This is a genomic window from Streptomyces sp. R21 (genome assembly GCF_041051975.1).
Lineage (GTDB): Bacteria > Actinomycetota > Actinomycetes > Streptomycetales > Streptomycetaceae > Streptomyces.
The window spans coordinates 8,252,151-8,269,414 of sequence record NZ_CP163435.1 but is presented as its reverse complement, the minus strand read 5'-3'; the positions used below and the strand labels follow the sequence as shown (position 1 = coordinate 8,269,414).

Sequence of the window (17,264 nt, the reverse complement as noted above, 5' to 3'; positions counted from 1 at the left end):
GTGTCCCGTCGGCCCGTCGTGCTGTCCGGTGTGCGCTCAGGCGTCGACCTTGGCCATCACGTCGTCGCTCACGTCGAAGTTGGCGAAGACGTTCTGCACGTCGTCGCTGTCCTCGAGGGCGTCGATCAGCTTGAAGATCTTCCGGGCGCCCTCTTCGTCGAGCTCGACCTGCATGGTCGGGACGAAGTTGGCCTCGGCGGAGTCGTAGTCGATCCCCGCTTCCTGGAGGGCGGTGCGAACGGCGACCAGGTCGGTCGCCTCGCTGAGCACCTCGAAGGACTCACCGAGGTCGTTGACCTCTTCGGCACCCGCGTCGAGCACGGCATCGAGAACGTCGTCCTCGGCCAGCTCACCCTTGGGGACGATCACGACGCCCTTGCGGTTGAACAGGTACGACACCGAACCCGGGTCGGCCATGTTGCCGCCGTTGCGGGTCATGGCGACGCGGACGTCCGAGGCGGCGCGGTTGCGGTTGTCGGTGAGGCACTCGATGAGCACCGCGACACCGTTGGGGCCGTAACCCTCGTACATGATCGTCTCGTAGTCGGCGCCACCGGCTTCGAGACCGGCGCCGCGCTTGACCGCGGAGTCGATGTTCTTGTTCGGGACCGAGCTCTTCTTGGCCTTCTGGATGGCGTCGAACAGCGTCGGGTTGCCGGACACATCGGCACCACCCGTACGGGCCGCGACCTCGATGTTCTTGATCATCTTCGCGAAGAGCTTGCCGCGCTTGGCGTCGATCACGGCCTTCTTGTGCTTCGTCGTAGCCCATTTAGAGTGGCCGGACATCTGCCTGTCTCCTTCGCGTAACCCAACTCTTTACGAACGCCAGAGATCCTACTAGGACCCTGGCGCCCGGTTCGCGCGGACCATGTCGACGAACAGCCCGTGCACGCGGTGGTCGCCGGTCAGTTCCGGGTGGAACGACGTGGCGAGCGCGTTGCCCTGGCGTACGGCGACGATGTGACCGTCGTGCTCGGCGAGCACCTCGGTCTCGGCGCCCACGGACTCGACCCAGGGGGCGCGAATGAAGACGCCCTCCACAGGATCGCCCGCGATGCCGTCGACGTCGACCGCCGCTTCGAAGGACTCGTTCTGCCGGCCGAAGGCGTTGCGGCGCACGATCATGTCGATGCCGCCGATGGTCTCCTGGCCCGAGCGCGGGTCGAGGATCTTGTCGGCGAGCATGATCATGCCCGCGCAGGTGCCGTAGACGGGCATGCCGTCCCGCACGCGCGCGCGGAGGGGTTCCATCAGGCCGAAGAGGACGGCCAGCTTGGAGATCGTGGTGGACTCGCCGCCGGGCAGGACGAGGCCGTCCACCTCGGCGAGTTCCTCGGGACGCCGCACCGGCCTGGCCACGGCGTCCGCCGCGGCCAGGGCGATGAGGTGCTCCCGTACGTCGCCCTGGAGCGCCAGGACGCCGATCACAGGTGCGTCAGTCATGGACGTGGCGCCTTACCAGCCGCGGTTGGCGTAGCGCTCGGCCTCGGGGAGGGTGTCGCAGTTGATGCCGACCATGGCCTCGCCCAGGTTGCGGGACGCGTCCGCGATGATCTTCGGGTCGTCGTAGAAGGTGGTGGCCTTCACGATGGCGGCGGCACGCTTGGCCGGGTCGCCCGACTTGAAGATGCCGGAGCCGACGAAGACGCCCTCGGCGCCGAGCTGGCGCATCAGCGCGGCGTCGGCGGGGGTGGCGACGCCACCGGCCGAGAACAGCACGACCGGGAGCTTGCCGAGCTCGGAGACTTCCTTGACGAGCTCGTAGGGGGCGCGCAGCTCCTTGGCGGCGGCGTACAGCTCGTTGTTGTCGAAGCCGCGCAGCCTGGCGATCTCGTTCTTGATCTGGCGCAGGTGACGGACGGCCTCGACGACGTTGCCGGTGCCGGCCTCGCCCTTGGAGCGGATCATGGCCGCACCCTCGGCGATGCGGCGCAGGGCCTCACCGAGGTTGGTGGCGCCGCAGACGAAGGGGGTCGTGAAGGCGAACTTGTCGCTGTGGTTGACCTCGTCGGCCGGGGTGAGGACCTCGGACTCGTCGATGTAGTCGACGCCGAGGGACTGCAGGACCTGGGCCTCGACGAAGTGACCGATGCGCGACTTGGCCATCACCGGGATGGACACCGCTTCGATGATCTCTTCGATCATGTTCGGGTCGGACATCCGGGCCACGCCGCCGTCCTTGCGGATGTCGGCCGGGACGCGCTCCAGCGCCATGACCGCGACGGCACCGGCGTCTTCGGCGATCTTCGCCTGCTCGGCGTTGACCACGTCCATGATCACGCCGCCCTTGAGCTGCTCGGCCATGCCGCGCTTCACGCGGGCGGTGCCGATCGCAGAGTTCTCGGTGGGCTGGGCGGAGTTGGAGAGCGTGCTGGACACGGGGCGACCTCACTCGCTGAAAGAGGGTTCTTGCATCACCGAGGAAACGCGAGTGGACCAGGCCACAGCAAGGGCCAATGGGGAGGCGGTGGCTCATTTTGACCCAGCGGCCGGTCCGGATCGGCTCTACGGCCACCTCCGCCACCCCTCGCCCTCACGCTCCGGGCCGGTCCGCGAGGGCCGTCGGCGGCTCGTCGTCCATCTCGAAGGCCAGCGGGAACGGTGCGTGTCCCGCCAGCCGGAACCAGCGCACCGTGCGGTGCCGCCGCAGCGCCCGCGCGGCCCGTACGGCGTCGTTGTGGAAGCGCCGCGCCATCGGCACCCGCCGCACCGCCTGCGCCAGCTCCTCGGCCGCCGCCACACCGCCCGGCGCCTCCCGCACCGCGTCGACCTGCTGCTGCTCCCCGAAGACCGCCCGCAACGCCTGGCTCAGCTCGCTCTCGGCGACCTCGCGCTGCTCCTCCTCGGCCTGCCGGGCCGCGTGAGCCGCCTCGTAGAGCACGATCGAGGCGGCCGGATCGAGGACACCCGAGGTCGCCAGTTCCTGCGCGACCGAGGCGCGGCGCAGCAGTTGGGCGTCGAGGGCGGCGCGGGCGGCGTCGATGCGGGCGTGCAGCCGGTCGAGCCGGCCTGCGGTCCAGCTCAGGTAGAGGCCGATGGCGACGAGGCCGACGAGGATCCAGATGAGGGTTGCGGTCACGGGCGGCAAGGCTACCGGGGCCCGGTCACCGCTCCGCGAGGTCCCGGGCGCAGCGGAATCCGCCGTGTCCTGACGAGGAGTCCGGCGGGTTCCGCGGGCCGCGTGTCCTCAGGCCGCCTCGGTGGGCAGCCGGGTCCGGGCCATCTCGGCGGCGACGGTCCGCGCAGGTCAAGCCGAGTCAGTTGGTAATCCCAACCGACCTCCCCGCGCGCGGGTGCGCAACACGAGGGCCCATGAAGCTCGGTGGACCGCTCAGTCGCGCGCCAGGCCGAACCGGGCGCGCAGCCCCGTCCGCTCGTCGGCGGCCACCGCGGCGGCCCCGTCCGTCACCGTCTCGTACACGGAGAGGATGTCCGCACCGACCGTCGACCAGTCGAAGCGCCGCACATGGGCGCTCCCCCGCTCGCGCAGTCCGGCCCGGCGCTCCGGGTCGCCGAGGAGCCGGACGGCCGCCTCGGCGAGCGCGTCCGCGTCCTCGTTCGAGAACAGGTCCCCCGCCGCGCCCTGGTCCAGGACCTGGGCGAACGCGTCGAGGTCGGAGGCGAGCACCGGAGCGCCCGCCGACATGGCCTCGACCAGGATGATCCCGAAGCTCTCACCGCCGGTGTTGGGCGCCACGTACACGTCGACGCTGCGCAGGAACCGGGCCTTGTCCTCGTCGCTGATCATGCCGAGGAACTCGACACGCGAGCGCATCTCGGCCGGCAGGGTCTCCACGGCCTCCTCCTCGTCACCGCGTCCGGCGACCAGCAACCGCGTCTGCGGGCGCTCGGCGAGGATCCTGGGCAGCGCCTTCATGAGCACCGGCAGACCCTTGCGGGGCTCGTCGATGCGGCCGATGAAGCCCAGCGTGTCCCCCTGCCACTCGGGCTTGGGCTTGGCGCGCGCGAAGAAGTCCACGTCCACGCCGTTCGGGATGACGACCGCGTCGCCACCCAGGTGCTCGACCAGGGTGCGCCGCGCGTACTCGCTCACCGCGATGCGCGCGCTGATCTTCTCCAGCGCGGGCTGGAGGATCGGGTACGCGGCGATCATCGCCCGGGAACGCGGGTTCGAGGTGTGGAAGGTGGCCACGATGGGCCCCTGTGCGGCCCAGCACGTCAGCAGGCCCAGGGACGGCGAAGCCGGCTCATGGATATGGATCACGTCGAACTCGCCGTCGTGCAGCCAGCGCCGCACCCGGGCCGCCGACAGGAACCCGAAGTTCAGCCGGGCCACCGATCCGTTGTAGGGCACCGGCACCGCGCGGCCCGCCGAGACGACGTACGGCGGAAGGGGGGTGTCGTCGTCCGCGGGAGCGAGGACCGACACCTCGTGCCCGAGACGGATGAGATGCTCCGCCAGGTCACGGATGTGGAACTGGACGCCGCCCGGAACGTCCCAGGAGTACGGGCAGACGATGCCGATCCTCACGAGGTCCCCTTCTCGGGTGCCTGCAGCGGATTCCCGGGGTTCTCGGGAGCCGTCCGCGGTTCCTCGGGAGCCTTCTGCGGGTCCAGGTCCTTGAGCCACAAGCGCTGGAGCATGTGCCAGTCCTCCGGATGGTCGGCGATCCCCGTGGCGAAGGCGTCGGCCAGCGCCTGTGTCATGACAGACGCCTTCTCTGCCCGGGTACCTGTTTCCGGGACATCGACGGGGGGATGCACCCGGCCCCGCATCACGGGCGAGTCGTCGTACCAGAGCGTGACCGGGAGCAGCACCGCTCCGGTCTGCAGGGCGAGCAGGGCGGGCCCGGCGGGCATCCGGGTCGCCTCGCCGAAGAAGTCGACCTCCACGCCGGAGGCGGACAGGTCGCGGTCGGCGACCAGGCAGACCAGGCCGCCGTCGCGCAGCCGCCGGGCCAGCGTGGCGAACGCGGAGCCGCCGCTGTGCGGCAGGACCTCCATGCCGAGGCCCTCGCGGTAGGCGACGAAGCGGTCGTACAGCGATTCCGGCTTGAGGCGCTCGGCGACCGTGGTGAAGGGCGTCTCCAGCTTGGTGGTGACCCAGGCTCCGGCGAGGTCCCAGTTGCCGAGGTGCGGCAGCGCGAGGATGAGGCCCCGGTCGGAGGCGATGCCGTCGGTCAGGTAGTGGGCGTCCTTCGGGTCGAAGCCGCCCTTCACGCGCTCCTCGCTCCAGGCGGGCAGCCGGAAGGACTCCATCCAGTAGCGCAGGTACGAGCGCATGCCCGCCCTGGACAGCTCGGCGAGGCGCTCTGGGCTCGCGCCCGGCACCACGCGCGCGTAGTTGCTCTCCAGGCGCTGTACGCCCTTGCCACGCCGCTTCCAGACGATGTCGGCGATCGTCCGTCCGAGCCGCGTGGCGACCGGCTCGGGGAGCTTCTTGACGATGCTCCAGCCCGCCGCGTACCCCGCGTCCGTCAGCCGGTCCTGGAGACCACTCACGAGGCGGCCTCGCTGTCGCGGGCCTCCGACGCGGCCGCGGCGTCCGCCTCCGCGGACTCCCGGCGCACCGTGACGACGCGCTGGATCAGCGTCACCAGGCTGCCGACGGCGACGATCCACAGCGCGATGGGCAGCAGCACCTGGATGCCGGGCACCCCGAACTTGTGCAGCCCCGCGAGGCCGGCCGCGACCAGCGAGATCACCAGGCGCTCGGCGCGCTCGACCAGGCCGTTGACCGCGACGGGCAGGCCGATCGACTCGCCGCGGGCCTTCGTGTACGACACCACCTGGCCGCTGGCCAGGCAGAAGATCGAGACCGCGCACAGGACAAGGTTGTCACCGTCGCCCGCGTACCAGAGCGCGAAACCGCCGAAGACCGCGCTGTCGGCGACCCGGTCGAGCGTCGAGTCCAGGAAGGCGCCCCAGCGGCTGGAGCGGCCGAGCTGGCGTGCCATGTTGCCGTCGACGAGGTCGGAGAACACGAACAGCGTGATGACGATCGTGCCCCAGAAGAACTCGCCCATGGGGTAGAAGACCAGTGCGCCCGCCATCACTCCGGCCGTACCCAGGAGGGTGACCGTGTCGGGGCTTACCCCCCGGCGAATGAGAAATGCGGCGAACGGCGTGAGGACACGCGTGAAGAATGCACGCGCGTACTTGTTCAGCATGGCCTTCCCGAGGGTCGGTGTGGCCGAGCGGCCCCTGCTGGCCACCGGCTGGCCCATCGTAGCCACGCGTGCGCTTGTGCGACGTTCGGGCACCCGCAGCCCGCCTCCGGATCCGGCGGATGGCTCGCAACCGACGTCATCCGGCACGATCACGTCCGCCGTATGGACGCACCGTGACACGAGTGCAAAGCTCGAAAGCACCGCGGGCGTCACCGGAGCCGCCACCGCACGCGGCTTCGCATGTCCGCGCCCACAGAGACCTCACCGTGCACGGGAGGCAAGGCCATGGGCGACAAGGCGAACGCACACCCCGGAGCCGCCGGCAGGGCTACAGCGGCCGACCAACCCGCGTCCGTACGGAATGTGGTGCTGGTCGGCCACAGCGGATCGGGCAAGACGACTCTGGTGGAAGCTCTCGCGCTGACGGCGGGAGCAGTGAACAGGGCGGGCCGCGTGGAGGACGGCGGCACCGTCTCCGACTACGACGAGATCGAGCACCGGCAGCAGCGCTCGGTGCAGCTCTCCCTGGTACCCGTCGACTGGGACGGATACAAGATCAATATTCTGGACACTCCCGGATACGCCGATTTCGTCGGGGAGTTGAGGGCCGGTCTGCGGGCGGCGGACGCGGCCCTTTTCGTCGTCTCCGCCTCGGACGGCGTGGACGGCTCGACCCGCATGGTGTGGGAGGAGTGCGCGGCGGTCGGCATGCCGCGGGCCATCGTGATCACCCACCTGGAGGCCGCCCGCGCCGACTTCGACGAGATGACACGGACCTGCGCGGAGGCCTTCGGCGGGGACGACCCCGACGCCGTACTGCCGCTGTACCTTCCGCTGCACGGCGAGCCGGGACCCGACGGGCACGCGCCCGTGACCGGCCTGATCGGGCTGCTCTCGCAGCGGCTGTTCGACTACTCCTCCGGGGAGCGCAAGGAGGCCGAGCCGGGCCCCGACCAGCTCCCGCTCATCGAGGAGGCACGCAACCGGCTGATCGAGGGGATCATCGCCGAGAGCGAGGACGAGACCCTCATGGACCGCTATCTGGGCGGCGAGGAGATCGACTTCAAGACCCTCGTCCAGGACCTGGAGCGGGCCGTGGCGCGCGGGACCTTCTTCCCCGTGCTGGCCGGCGCCCCCGCCGCCGAGGGATCCCGCCAGGGCCTCGGCACGGTCGAGCTCCTCGAACTGATCACCGGCGGCTTCCCGACGCCGCTGGAGCGCCGGGCACCCATGGTCACCACCCCGGAAGGCAAGGCGCGCGAGATCAAGGCCTGCGACCCGAACGGGCCGCTGGTGGCGGAGGTCGTGAAGACGGCTTCCGACCCCTACGTGGGCCGTGTCTCGCTCGTACGGGTCTTCTCCGGCACCCTGCGCCCCGACGAGACGGTGCACGTCTCCGGGCACGGGCTGGCGGACCGTGGGCACGAGGACCACGACGTCGACGAGCGCATCGGCGCGCTGTCCACGCCGTTCGGCAAACAGCAGCGCGCCCTCACGCACTGCATCGCGGGAGACCTCGCGTGCGTGGCGAAGCTGAACCGCGCCGAGACCGGCGACACCCTGTCCGCCAAGGACGATCCGCTGCTCATGGTGCCGTGGCAGATGCCCGACCCACTGCTGCCGCTCGCCATCCAGGCGCACAGCAAGGCCGACGAGGACAAGCTGTCGCAGGGCCTGGGACGGCTGGTCGCCGAGGACCCGACCATGCGCCTGGAGCAGAACCAGGACACCCATCAGGTCGTCCTGTGGTGCCTGGGCGAGGCGCACGCGGACGTCGCCCTGGAACGGCTGCGCAACCGCTACGGCGTCCAGGTCGACGTGATCCCGCACCAGGTCTCCCTGCGGGAGACGTTCGCGGCGAGGTCGGCGGGGCGCGGCCGCCATGTGAAGCAGTCCGGCGGCCACGGCCAGTTCGCGATCTGCGAGATCGAGGTCGAGCCGCTGCCGAACGGCTCCGGCATCGAGTTCGTCGACAAGGTCGTCGGCGGGGCGGTGCCGCGGCAGTTCATCCCGTCCGTGGAGAAGGGCGTACGGGCCCAGGCCGCCAAGGGAGTCGCCGCCGGGTATCCGCTCCTCGACGTCCGGGTCACCCTGCTCGACGGCAAGGCGCACTCGGTGGACTCCTCCGACGCCGCGTTCCAGACCGCCGGCGCGCTCGCCCTGCGCGAGGCCGCCGCCGACGCGAGGATCCATCTCCTGGAGCCGGTGGCCGAGGTGACGGTCCTGGTGGGCGACGACTACGTGGGCGCGGTCATGAGCGACCTGTCGGGGCGGCGCGGCCGGGTCGTCGGCACCGAGCAGGCGGGCGGCAACCGCACACTCGTACGGGCCGAGGTCCCGGAGATCGAGATCGACCGGTACGCGGTCGACCTGCGCTCCCTCTCGCACGGCACCGCGCGCTTCGACCGCCGTTACGCCCGGCACGAGCCGATGCCGCCGCAGGTCGCCGAGAGGATCCGCGAACAGATCAAGGACGCCTCGTAGTTGCTCCTCGGGCGCTCGCAGCGGCTCGCTTCCGATTCGGCGGACGGCTTATGTCGTCCGCCGACGGATGTCCGTGGCTGCCGATACGCTGATGACCTGATCAAGTTGTGACGCGATCAGGATGACGACCTGATCAACAGGTGTGCGGGGCACGGAAGTCGGGAAAAGCCGCAAGGGCGGGTACGGCGGCGATGGGGGCGGCAGTGGCGGACGACGGATTCGATTTCTCTCCCGGGGCACAGGTGCCGCTCTCGGGCTCCGCGGGACAGACGGCGGCGACGTTCGCGCTGGCCTCCGCGGCGTACCGGGACAACGAGGTCGAGGAGATACTCAAGGCCAACAGCGAGTGGCACGTCTCCGCGGTCAAGGCCGGCCGGATCTCCCTGTTCAAGCCGAACCTCGGTGAGGCGTTCTCGCTGTCGGTGCGGGACCGGATGCTGGGCGCCGGCCGCAAGCCGCTCATCCAGTCCTTCGGCACCGAACCGCAGGTCATCGTCGAGCACTGCCTGGCGGCCAACAACATCCGCCGGGAGCGCGACAACTGGCTGTCGGCCGTGATGGTGCTGTGCGGGCTGCTCTTCCTGCCCGGGCTCCTCGTCTGGCTGCTGGTCTTCGAGATCCGCACCCAGATAGCCAAGCGCGAGGACAAGCGGGCCTCCGCCCTCGCCACCACCCTCCTGGTGGCCGTCGGCGCCCTCGCCGTGCTCTTCCTCGTCAAGATGCCGTTCACCGGTTTCTGGGCCTGGTACGCACGCGCGTCCATCGTCATCCCCGTCGTCGGATGGCTGTGGGCCAAGCAGATCTGCGAGCGCACGGCGAAGGACCTGCGCGAGCGCTGGGACAGTCTGCTGGCCGGCGGCGGCATCGGCGCCAAGATCCCCGAGGCGGTGCCGGGCAGTCCCGGTGAGTCCGCGGCGGAGCGGCTGCGCCAGTCGCTGGCCCGGCTCAGCGCCGAGCAGCAGTCCAACTCCGTGTTCTACGCGGGGCCCAAGGGCATCCTCGGCATGGGCACCCGCTGGGGCAGCTGGCAGCTGGCCGAGGACCTGGTGCCGCGCGAGGCCGGCCGGGAGATCCATCCGTTCCGCAGCTGGGACGTCATACGCTCGATCCACGACCAGCTCCGCATGCTGGAGCGCGGGCCGCTCAACACCGGTGGTTTTCCGGCCCCTTCGATCAAGCACTGGGTCGTCACGCCGATCGGTGAGAACGCGAAGGCGGTGGCCAGGCCGGGCGGCACCGACGTCGACGCGTACACGGTCAAGTCGCACGCGATACAGGACATCTGCAACAAGCAGCAGTTCGGCAGCGGCGACCGGCACTACCTGGGCTGCCAGTGGACGCTCTGGGACGGCCAGTTGGTCATCACCATGCTGATCACCGTGACCGTGCTGCACGAGACGCTGCGCATCGAGGTCACCGGGCATGCGCTGGGGCCCGTGCACTCCCTCTTCACGACCAAGCCCGAGGCCCCGACGAAGGAAGTCGCCAAGTCGATCAGGTTCTGGGAGACCCGCAAGGTGTCTCTCCCGCTGGTCACCGCCGACGAGGTCGTGCGCCTCGCCGCCCGCGCACCCTTCACCTGGGCTCCGTCGTTCCTCAACTGGCTGGGCGGCAGCCTGGTGCTCCCGGAGCCGTTCGGTCTGCGGCACGCCTGGGCCGACAAGCCGTGGCGGCACCGGTTCATGGCCGACGACGCGTTGCGCGCCGCGACGCCCGTGCTGCGCGTGGTGCACGCTGCGGCGATCCGGGTGCTGGACGAGAACGGCGTGGACACCGAGAAGTTCGGCAACCGGTCGTCGTTCCTGAGCAACCTGGTGCAGGACCCCATGCCTCGGAAGGCGGACGTGTACGACGCGTAGCGCCTCTCCGGCGGGGGTGCGGTCGCCTGAGGATGTGCTGGGTTGCGCTCTCAGGCCTGCGGCCAGGCGTCCGCCAGCATCTTGCGGGTGTCCGCGAGGAGTTGGGGGAGGACCTTGGTGTGGCCGACCACCGGCATGAAGTTGGTGTCGCCGCCCCAGCGGGGGACGATGTGCTGGTGGAGGTGGGCGGCGATGCCCGCGCCCGCGACCGTGCCCTGGTTCATGCCGATGTTGAAGCCGTGCGCGCCGGAGGCGGTGCGCAGGGCTGCCATGGCCTGCTTGGTCAGCTCGGCGAGCTCGGCGGTCTCGGGGTCCGTCAGGTCCGTGTAGTCGGCGACGTGGCGATAGGGCACGACCATGAGATGGCCGCCGTTGTACGGGTAGAGGTTGAGCACCGCGTACACCTGCTCGCCGCGCTTGACGATGAGCCCGTCCTCGTCCGACTTGGCGGGGATCGAGCAGAACGGACAGCCGTCGTCGGCCCCCGGACCGGTCGGCTTGTTCTCGCCCTGGATGTACGCCATCCGGTGGGGCGTCCACAAGCGCTGGAACGCGTCCTGCGTCCCGACTCCGATCTGCTGCTCCGGCTCACTCGTCATGGTGTGCAGCATATTGCTTCGCCCGTTCGCGGCGTGTCGCCGGGGCCTGTGCGAAAGCGCCTGCGGCCAAGCTGGGGCGATGGACGACGACAGTGGAGAAGGCCGGTGGGAGCGGCGCACCGGAGGGCTCCTGGCCCTGGCATCGATGCTCTTCCTCGCCGCATACGCGGTACTGGTACTCGCCCACGGGCTGCCCGAGGCCTGGCAGGACCTCTGTCTCGCGGCGATCTTCGGGGCCTGGGGGGTGTTCGCGGTCGACTACGCGGTGCGTTGGCGGCTCAGCGGGCAGGGGCCCCGCTTCGTACGGACGCACTGGCTGGACACGCTGGTGCTGGTTCTGCCCCTGCTGCGTCCGGTGCGGGTGGTGCGGGTCTACGAGGCCGTGCAGCGGCGGCGCGGAGAGCCCCGCCTCGCGCTGCACGCGCGCGTGATCACGTACGCGACGCTGTCGGCGTCCCTGCTGGGCTTCGCCGGGGCCCTCGCCGTCTATCAGCAGGAGCACGAGGCGCCGCACGCGACGATCCTCACTTTCGGGGACTCGGTGTGGTGGACGTGCTCCACGCTCGCCACGGTCGGGTACGGGGATGTGACCCCGGTGACACCACTGGGGCGCACGATCGCCGTGGGGCTGATGTCCTGCGGGCTCGCGCTGCTGGGCGCGGTGACCGGGTCGTTCTCGTCGTGGCTGCTCCAGGTGTTCTCCCGGCAGGGGGACGAGGAGAGGCCCCCGGGAAGCTGAGCTTTCCGGGGGCCTCTCAGGTACGCGTCAGACCTGCGCGCGCTCCTCGACGACCTTCGCGATCTTGGCGATGGCCTCGTCGAGCGGGATGCCGTTCTCCTGCGAGCCGTCGCGGTAGCGGAAGGAGACCGCGCCGGCGGCCATGTCCTCGTCGCCCGCGATGACCATGAAGGGCACCTTCTGCTTCTGCGCGTTGCGGATCTTCTTCTGCATGCGGTCCGAGGAGGCGTCGACGTCGACGCGCAGCCCCTTCTTCTTCGCCTCGGCGGCGAACTTCTGCAGGTACTCGATGTGCGCGTCGCCGATCGGGATGCCGAGCGCCTGGACGGGCGCCAGCCAGGCCGGGAACGCGCCGGCGTAGTGCTCCAGGAGCACGGCGAAGAACCGCTCGATCGAGCCGAAGAGGGCCCGGTGGATCATGACCGGGCGCTGCTTGGAGCCGTCCGGGCCGGTGTACTCCAGGTCGAAGCGCTCCGGCAGGTTGAAGTCGAGCTGCACGGTCGACATCTGCCAGGTGCGGCCGATGGCGTCCTTGGTCTGGACGGAGATCTTCGGGCCGTAGAAGGCGGCGCCGCCCGGGTCCGGGACCAGCGGGAGGCCCTGCTTCTCGGCGACCTGGCGGAGGGTCTCGGTCGCCTCCTCCCAGACCTCGTCGGAGCCGACGAACTTCTCCGGGTCCTTGGTGGACAGCTCCAGGTAGAAGTCCGTGAGGCCGTAGTCACGCAGCAGGTTCAGGACGAAGGTGAGCGTCTTGTCGAGCTCGTCGGCCATCTGCTCGCGGGTGCAGTAGATGTGCGCGTCGTCCTGCGTGAAGCCGCGGGCGCGGGTCAGGCCGTGCACGACGCCCGACTTCTCGTACCGGTACACCGTGCCGAACTCGAAGAGGCGCAGCGGCAGTTCACGGTAGGAGCGGCCGCGCGCGTCGAAGATCAGGTTGTGCATCGGGCAGTTCATGGGCTTGAGGTAGTAGTCCACGCCCTCGTCGAGCTGCATGGGCGGGTACATGCCGTCGGCGTACCAGTCCAGGTGGCCCGAGGTCTCGAAGAGCTTCCCCTTCGTCGCGTGCGGGGTGTAGACGAACTCGTAGCCCTCCTCCTCGTGGCGGCGCCGCGAGTAGTCCTCCATGACCCGGCGGATGACGCCGCCCTTGGGGTGGAAGACGGCGAGGCCGGAGCCGATCTGGTCCGGGATGGAGAACAGGTCCAGCTCGTTGCCCAGCTTGCGGTGGTCGCGCTTCTCGGCCTCGGCGAGGAAGTCGAGGTGCGCCTTCAGCTCGTCCTTGGAGGGCCAGGCGGTGCCGTAGATGCGCTGGAGCATCGGGTTCTTCTCGCTGCCGCGCCAGTACGCGGCGGCGTTGCGCATCAGCTTGAACGCCGGGATGTTGCGGGTGGTGGGCAGGTGGGGACCGCGGCAGAGGTCCTTCCAGCACAGGTCGCCGGTCTTGGCGTCGAGGTTGTCGTAGATGGTCAGCTCGCCGCCGCCCACCTCGACGTCCGCGCCGTCGTCCGTGGAGGCGGAACCCTTGATGCCGATGAGCTCCAGCTTGTACGGCTCCGACGCCAGCTCCTCGCGGGCCGCCTCGTCGGTCACCACACGGCGCGAGAACCGCTGGCCGCGCTTCTGGATCTCCTGCATCTTCTTCTCGATGGCCTTGAGATCCTCGGGCGTGAACGGCTTCTCGACGTCGAAGTCGTAGTAGAAGCCGTCCTTGACCGGCGGGCCGATGCCCAGCTTGGCCTCGGGGAACAGCTCCTGCACGGCCTGGGCCATGACGTGCGCGGTGGAGTGGCGCAGGATGTTCAGACCGTCCTCGGAGGAGATCTCCACGGCCTCCACGGTCTCGCCGTCCTTCACCTCGTACGCGAGGTCCTTCAGCTCGCCGCCCACGCGGGCCGCGACGATGGTGCGCTCACCGGCGAAGAGCTCGGCGGCCGTAGTGCCCGTCGTCACCACGCGCTCGTCCCGCTCGGAATCGCGTTGGATGATCACACGGACGTCTGACACCGGTCTCTCCTGACTGAAGGGGGTCACGCACACCGCTCTTCCATGGCGCGCGCCATTGAGGATCGTACCGAGCCCGGGGTCCCCTCCGCGAAACGGTTCCTTCAGTCCCCGCTGCAGGCCTCCTCGAAGAAGTCCAGGTTCTCCTGCAACGACTTCATCAGCCGGTCCCGCTCGGCCTCGTCGACCTGCACCGGGACGACCCCGGAGGCGTCGGTGAGTCTGCGGAAGCCGCCGCGGCTCTCCAGGCGCCCGTGCACCCGGACCGGCAACCCGACCAGGTGGGCGTGACCGGCGATGCGGTACGCCTCCTCGTCGAGGGTCATCCGCACATACGGCACCTCGGCGCCGGCGAGCACCCGCAGCCGTACGGAGCCCTCACCGCGCGGTCCCGACCTGCGCATCCGCACGACGGTTCCGGTGATCCGCACCGACACGGACGGCTCCTCGCGCAGGAAGCGGGCCCCAGCCTCGCGCAGCACGGGCAGGTCGCCGGGCGAGAACTCGACGGGCTCGGCGGGGGTCGCGCAGCCCTCGGGGGCCCCGGCCGCGGGGGCCCACTCGACGGAGATCCGGGCGCCCTCCGTACCGCGGACGAGCGCGACGATCGCTTCGGTGAGCTCGTGACTGACGCCCGCCGTGACGGCCCCGTCGAAGGCGTCCATGCCACCGGTGGCGCGCTGGTAGTCGATGGCCTCACGGGCGGCGTACAGCGCCTGATAGAGCCGTACGGCGAGCGGTCGCCCAGTGGTGACGGGCACGAAGGCGGTGAGGTGGTGGCCGCCGGGCTCGGCGCCGACGAGCACGGTGTCCAGGGACGCGGCGGCGGGCCCGCGGTGCCGGGCGCCGTAATAGCCGGCACGCCCGCGGATGGCCAGCGCGGCGGCGAGCAGCATCTGGCGGGCGGCGGCGCGCAGCCGCTCCTCTACGGTCCAGGGCGCGGCGCCGGCGGGGCCGGTCGGTACGTCACGCGACCAGCGGATCTCATCGCTGGGCACGGCGAGCGCGACCAGCACGTCGCGTGCGGAGGGGGACCCGCTGCGGGAGAGCGCGACGAGGGCCTCGCCGAGCAGGTCGTCACTGTCGGGGAAGGCCCGGTTCTCCGGTACGAGCAGGCTCGTACCGCCGCCACCGGGCCCGGGTGGGGTCCACCGGCCGTACCGTCCCGCCGCTCCGCCGCGGCGCTGCCAGCCGTGGCGGTGCAGCAGCGCGCTGAGGACGGCGGGGTCGACCTGGCCGGGCTCGGGCGGCCGGCTCCAGTCGGTCTCGGCCGGATGCGGCCTCACCGACCGCAGGGTCTCGTCGATCGGGCGGTGCGTCACGGTCTGCCTCCCGTCCCGACCCGCGTCATGATCTCGCAGAGCGCCCGGTCGTCGAAGATGCGCGAGGTCGGTATCCGCACGGTTGTCCTGCGCCGGCCGGTGACGGCGTGTCCGGCGAGGTTGGTCCAGTAGCAGCAGTGCCGCAGGTCGAGGCGGTCGTGGCTGGCGCGCAGCCACTCGTCCTGGGATCTGGGCACGAGCATCACGACCAGGATCTTGTGCACCGAGACCGGGGTGCGGGCGAGCTTCGCCAGGTGGTCGTTGTCGAGCGTGAAGGAGAAGGCGGGGCCCGGAGGGTTCGGCGGGATCTGGTACGTGCACTTGAGCTGCACCTTGATGGTGACTTCGTCGTCGACCGTGTGCCCGGGGGCGCTGTGGCTGACGTGCCAGTCGATGCCGTTGTCCGGAAAGGGCTGGGACAGGGAGCATCCCGCCGCCGCGGCGACGGCGTGCAGATAGCCCACCTGCAGTGTCTCCATACAGGCGGTGGTGGCGAGGCTGCCGCGATGGGGTGCCGTGCGCTCGGGCAGCAGCCCGCCCCGTTCGGGCTGCGCTATCGCCATGACCAAAAGCCTTCCAGAACCGGTGAATCGCTGCGACGAGCCCCTGAACTGCAAAGACCCGTACCTCTGTTGTCTCCTCCCGGCGTACGGCGCAAACAGCCCGGGTATCACCAAACGGGGCAGAAGACGGTGCGTCAGCTGCCGTGGGTGAACGAGGAGTTGTGTAGGTATGACGTGCTGGTACGAAGGCCCCTTGGCCGCGTTCGACACGGAGACCACCGGCGTGGATGTCGAGACCGACCGGATCGTGTCGGCCGCCGTGGTGGTCCAGGACGCCCCGGGTTCCCGTGCGCGGGTGACCCGGTGGCTGGTGAACCCGGGAGTGCCGGTGCCCGCGGGCGCGACGGCGGTGCACGGGCTGACGGACGAACATCTGCAGCGCAACGGCCGCTGGCCGTCGCCGGTGATGGAGGAGATAGCCCGGACTCTGGGCGAACAGGCGGCGGCGGGCCGTCCGTTGGTGGTGATGAACGCGCCGTTCGATCTGACCATCCTGGACCGGGAGTTGCGCCGCCATCGCGCCTCCTCGCTCGATCACTGGCTGGAGTCGGCGCCGCTGCGCGTGCTGGATCCGCGGGTCCTCGACAAGCACCTGGACCGCTACCGCAAGGGCCGCCGCACGCTCACCGACCTGTGCGCGCACTACGAGGTGGTGCTGGAGGGCGCCCATGACGCGGGCGCGGACGCGCTGGCCGCGATGGAGGTCGTACGGGCGGTGGGGCGCCGATTCGCGGCCCGCCTGGAGCGGCTCTCCCCCGCCGAGCTGCACACTCTGCAGTCGGTGTGGCATGCGGCACAGGCGCGCGGTCTGCAGGCGTGGTTCGCGCGCAGTGGCACTCCGGAGGTGGTGGATCCGGCGTGGCCGCTGCGGCCGGACCTGCCGGCGGCGGCGTAGGAAAGAGGCGCGAAGAAGAAGGTGCAGGGAACAGAAAAACCGGTCCGTCTGTGACGGACCGGCTTTCTCCGGGTGGGCGATACTGGGTTCGAACCAGTGACCTCTTCGGTGTGAACGAAGCGCTCTCCCACTGAGCTAATCGCCCGGGAACGCACTGAACAATACAGGTCCCCGCCGGTTTCGTTCAAACCGCTTGGCGCGTCTCCCGCAGGTATGCGCGAAGTCCGCGCCGCCCGGCCCTCATCATCAGCGCGTGGTTGGCACGGAAGACCGGCCGTCCCGGCACCGCGAGGCGCCGCATCAGAGGCTTGGTGACTTCGACCTCCTGGTCGTAACGGGCGTGGGTGACCGGCCCGTCGGCCGTGACGGTCCAGCGTGCCCAGCCGTCGAGGTCGCCCGTCATGGCTATCTCCAGGACTCCGGCCGCCGGGTCGCGTCGCACCTCCCGCGCGGTGAACGTGATGTCGTACGGAAGCAGCGAGCGGATCCGGACGTCGCCGCTGCGGTCGTCGATGCGCCGTACCTCGCGCACCTGGGGCCACCAGCGGGGATAGTCGTCGGCCTGCTCCAGGGCGGCGTAGACGTCGGCGGGCGGGGCGGGCAGCACCCAGAGGCTGCGGAAGCGGTAACGGCTCCAGTCCATGAGCCGAGTGTGCCGCTGCCCAGCA

16 protein-coding genes and 1 tRNA gene are annotated in these 17,264 nt (G+C 70.3%); 4 read left to right on the top strand and 13 right to left on the bottom strand.

The features are described from left to right. Positions 1 to 36: 36 nt before the first annotated feature. The 7 genes from AB5J56_RS36845 to pgsA form a co-directional block, all read right to left on the bottom strand. Positions 37 to 789: a YebC/PmpR family DNA-binding transcriptional regulator gene (locus AB5J56_RS36845; protein WP_369239404.1), complete on the bottom strand. Its 753-nt coding sequence runs from the start codon at positions 787 to 789 to the stop codon at positions 37 to 39. Between the two features lie 51 nt (positions 790 to 840). Continuing rightward, complete coding sequence (pdxT, locus tag AB5J56_RS36840; RefSeq protein WP_369239402.1) at positions 841 to 1,446, bottom strand: pyridoxal 5'-phosphate synthase glutaminase subunit PdxT; 606 nt, start codon at positions 1,444 to 1,446, stop codon at positions 841 to 843. 12 nt (positions 1,447 to 1,458) lie between these two features. Next, a complete protein-coding gene (pdxS, locus tag AB5J56_RS36835; RefSeq protein ID WP_369239400.1) occupies positions 1,459 to 2,382 on the bottom strand; it encodes a pyridoxal 5'-phosphate synthase lyase subunit PdxS in 924 nt (307 codons plus the stop codon). Positions 2,383 to 2,536: 154 nt separating this feature from the next. Then, the gene (locus tag AB5J56_RS36830) at positions 2,537 to 3,082 is read right to left on the bottom strand and encodes a hypothetical protein (protein WP_369239398.1); all 546 of its coding nucleotides are present in this window, start codon (positions 3,080 to 3,082) and stop codon (positions 2,537 to 2,539) included. Between the two features lie 252 nt (positions 3,083 to 3,334). After that, positions 3,335 to 4,495, bottom strand: a complete 1,161-nt coding sequence (locus tag AB5J56_RS36825; protein WP_369239397.1) for a glycosyltransferase family 4 protein — start codon at positions 4,493 to 4,495, stop codon at positions 3,335 to 3,337. After that, entirely contained in the window at positions 4,492 to 5,466 is a 975-nt protein-coding gene (locus tag AB5J56_RS36820) for a phosphatidylinositol mannoside acyltransferase (RefSeq protein WP_369239395.1), read from the bottom strand. Before AB5J56_RS36820 ends, AB5J56_RS36825 begins: the two co-directional genes overlap by 4 nt. Then, on the bottom strand, positions 5,463 to 6,191 hold the full coding sequence (pgsA, locus tag AB5J56_RS36815; RefSeq protein WP_369243016.1) for a phosphatidylinositol phosphate synthase: 729 nt from the start codon (positions 6,189 to 6,191) through the stop codon (positions 5,463 to 5,465). Before pgsA ends, AB5J56_RS36820 begins: the two co-directional genes overlap by 4 nt. A gap of 228 nt (positions 6,192 to 6,419) precedes the next feature. Between pgsA and AB5J56_RS36810 the strand changes: the two genes are divergently transcribed. Then, positions 6,420 to 8,618, top strand: a complete 2,199-nt coding sequence (locus tag AB5J56_RS36810; protein ID WP_369243014.1) for an elongation factor G-like protein EF-G2 — start codon at positions 6,420 to 6,422, stop codon at positions 8,616 to 8,618. 191 nt (positions 8,619 to 8,809) lie between these two features. Next, positions 8,810 to 10,477, top strand: coding sequence for a hypothetical protein (locus tag AB5J56_RS36805; RefSeq protein ID WP_369239393.1), 1,668 nt, complete (start codon positions 8,810 to 8,812; stop codon positions 10,475 to 10,477). A 50-nt stretch (positions 10,478 to 10,527) separates the two neighbouring features. On the opposite strand, the gene AB5J56_RS36800 is transcribed toward AB5J56_RS36805, so the two are convergent. Beyond that, positions 10,528 to 11,088, bottom strand: coding sequence for an HIT domain-containing protein (locus tag AB5J56_RS36800; protein WP_369239391.1), 561 nt, complete (start codon positions 11,086 to 11,088; stop codon positions 10,528 to 10,530). A 67-nt stretch (positions 11,089 to 11,155) separates the two neighbouring features. Between AB5J56_RS36800 and AB5J56_RS36795 the strand changes: the two genes are divergently transcribed. Then, positions 11,156 to 11,815 (top strand): potassium channel family protein, encoded by a 660-nt coding sequence (locus AB5J56_RS36795; protein WP_369239389.1) that lies wholly within the window; start codon positions 11,156 to 11,158, stop codon positions 11,813 to 11,815. 27 nt (positions 11,816 to 11,842) lie between these two features. Here AB5J56_RS36795 and thrS read toward each other — a convergent pair whose 3' ends face one another. The 3 genes from thrS to AB5J56_RS36780 form a co-directional block, all read right to left on the bottom strand. Further along, the gene (gene thrS / locus AB5J56_RS36790; RefSeq protein WP_369239387.1) at positions 11,843 to 13,819 is read right to left on the bottom strand and encodes a threonine--tRNA ligase; all 1,977 of its coding nucleotides are present in this window, start codon (positions 13,817 to 13,819) and stop codon (positions 11,843 to 11,845) included. A 101-nt stretch (positions 13,820 to 13,920) separates the two neighbouring features. After that, positions 13,921 to 15,138 carry a hypothetical protein gene (locus AB5J56_RS36785; protein WP_369239385.1) on the bottom strand — a complete coding sequence of 406 codons (1,218 nt, stop codon included), beginning with the start codon at positions 15,136 to 15,138 and terminating at the stop codon, positions 13,921 to 13,923. After that, positions 15,135 to 15,701, bottom strand: a complete 567-nt coding sequence (locus AB5J56_RS36780; protein WP_356145364.1) for a DUF4365 domain-containing protein — start codon at positions 15,699 to 15,701, stop codon at positions 15,135 to 15,137. The genes AB5J56_RS36785 and AB5J56_RS36780 overlap by 4 nt, the downstream gene beginning before the upstream one ends. Positions 15,702 to 15,870: 169 nt before the next feature. Here AB5J56_RS36780 and AB5J56_RS36775 point away from each other — a divergent pair, with 169 nt between their 5' ends. Continuing rightward, complete coding sequence (locus AB5J56_RS36775; RefSeq protein WP_369239383.1) at positions 15,871 to 16,596, top strand: 3'-5' exonuclease; 726 nt, start codon at positions 15,871 to 15,873, stop codon at positions 16,594 to 16,596. 73 nt (positions 16,597 to 16,669) lie between these two features. Here the strand turns inward: AB5J56_RS36775 and AB5J56_RS36770 are convergent. Together AB5J56_RS36770 and AB5J56_RS36765 are read right to left on the bottom strand one after the other, a co-directional pair. Then, positions 16,670 to 16,741: transfer RNA gene (locus tag AB5J56_RS36770), tRNA-Val, on the bottom strand. Between the two features lie 39 nt (positions 16,742 to 16,780). After that, positions 16,781 to 17,239, bottom strand: coding sequence for an SRPBCC family protein (locus AB5J56_RS36765; protein WP_369239381.1), 459 nt, complete (start codon positions 17,237 to 17,239; stop codon positions 16,781 to 16,783). Positions 17,240 to 17,264: the final 25 nt, after the last annotated feature.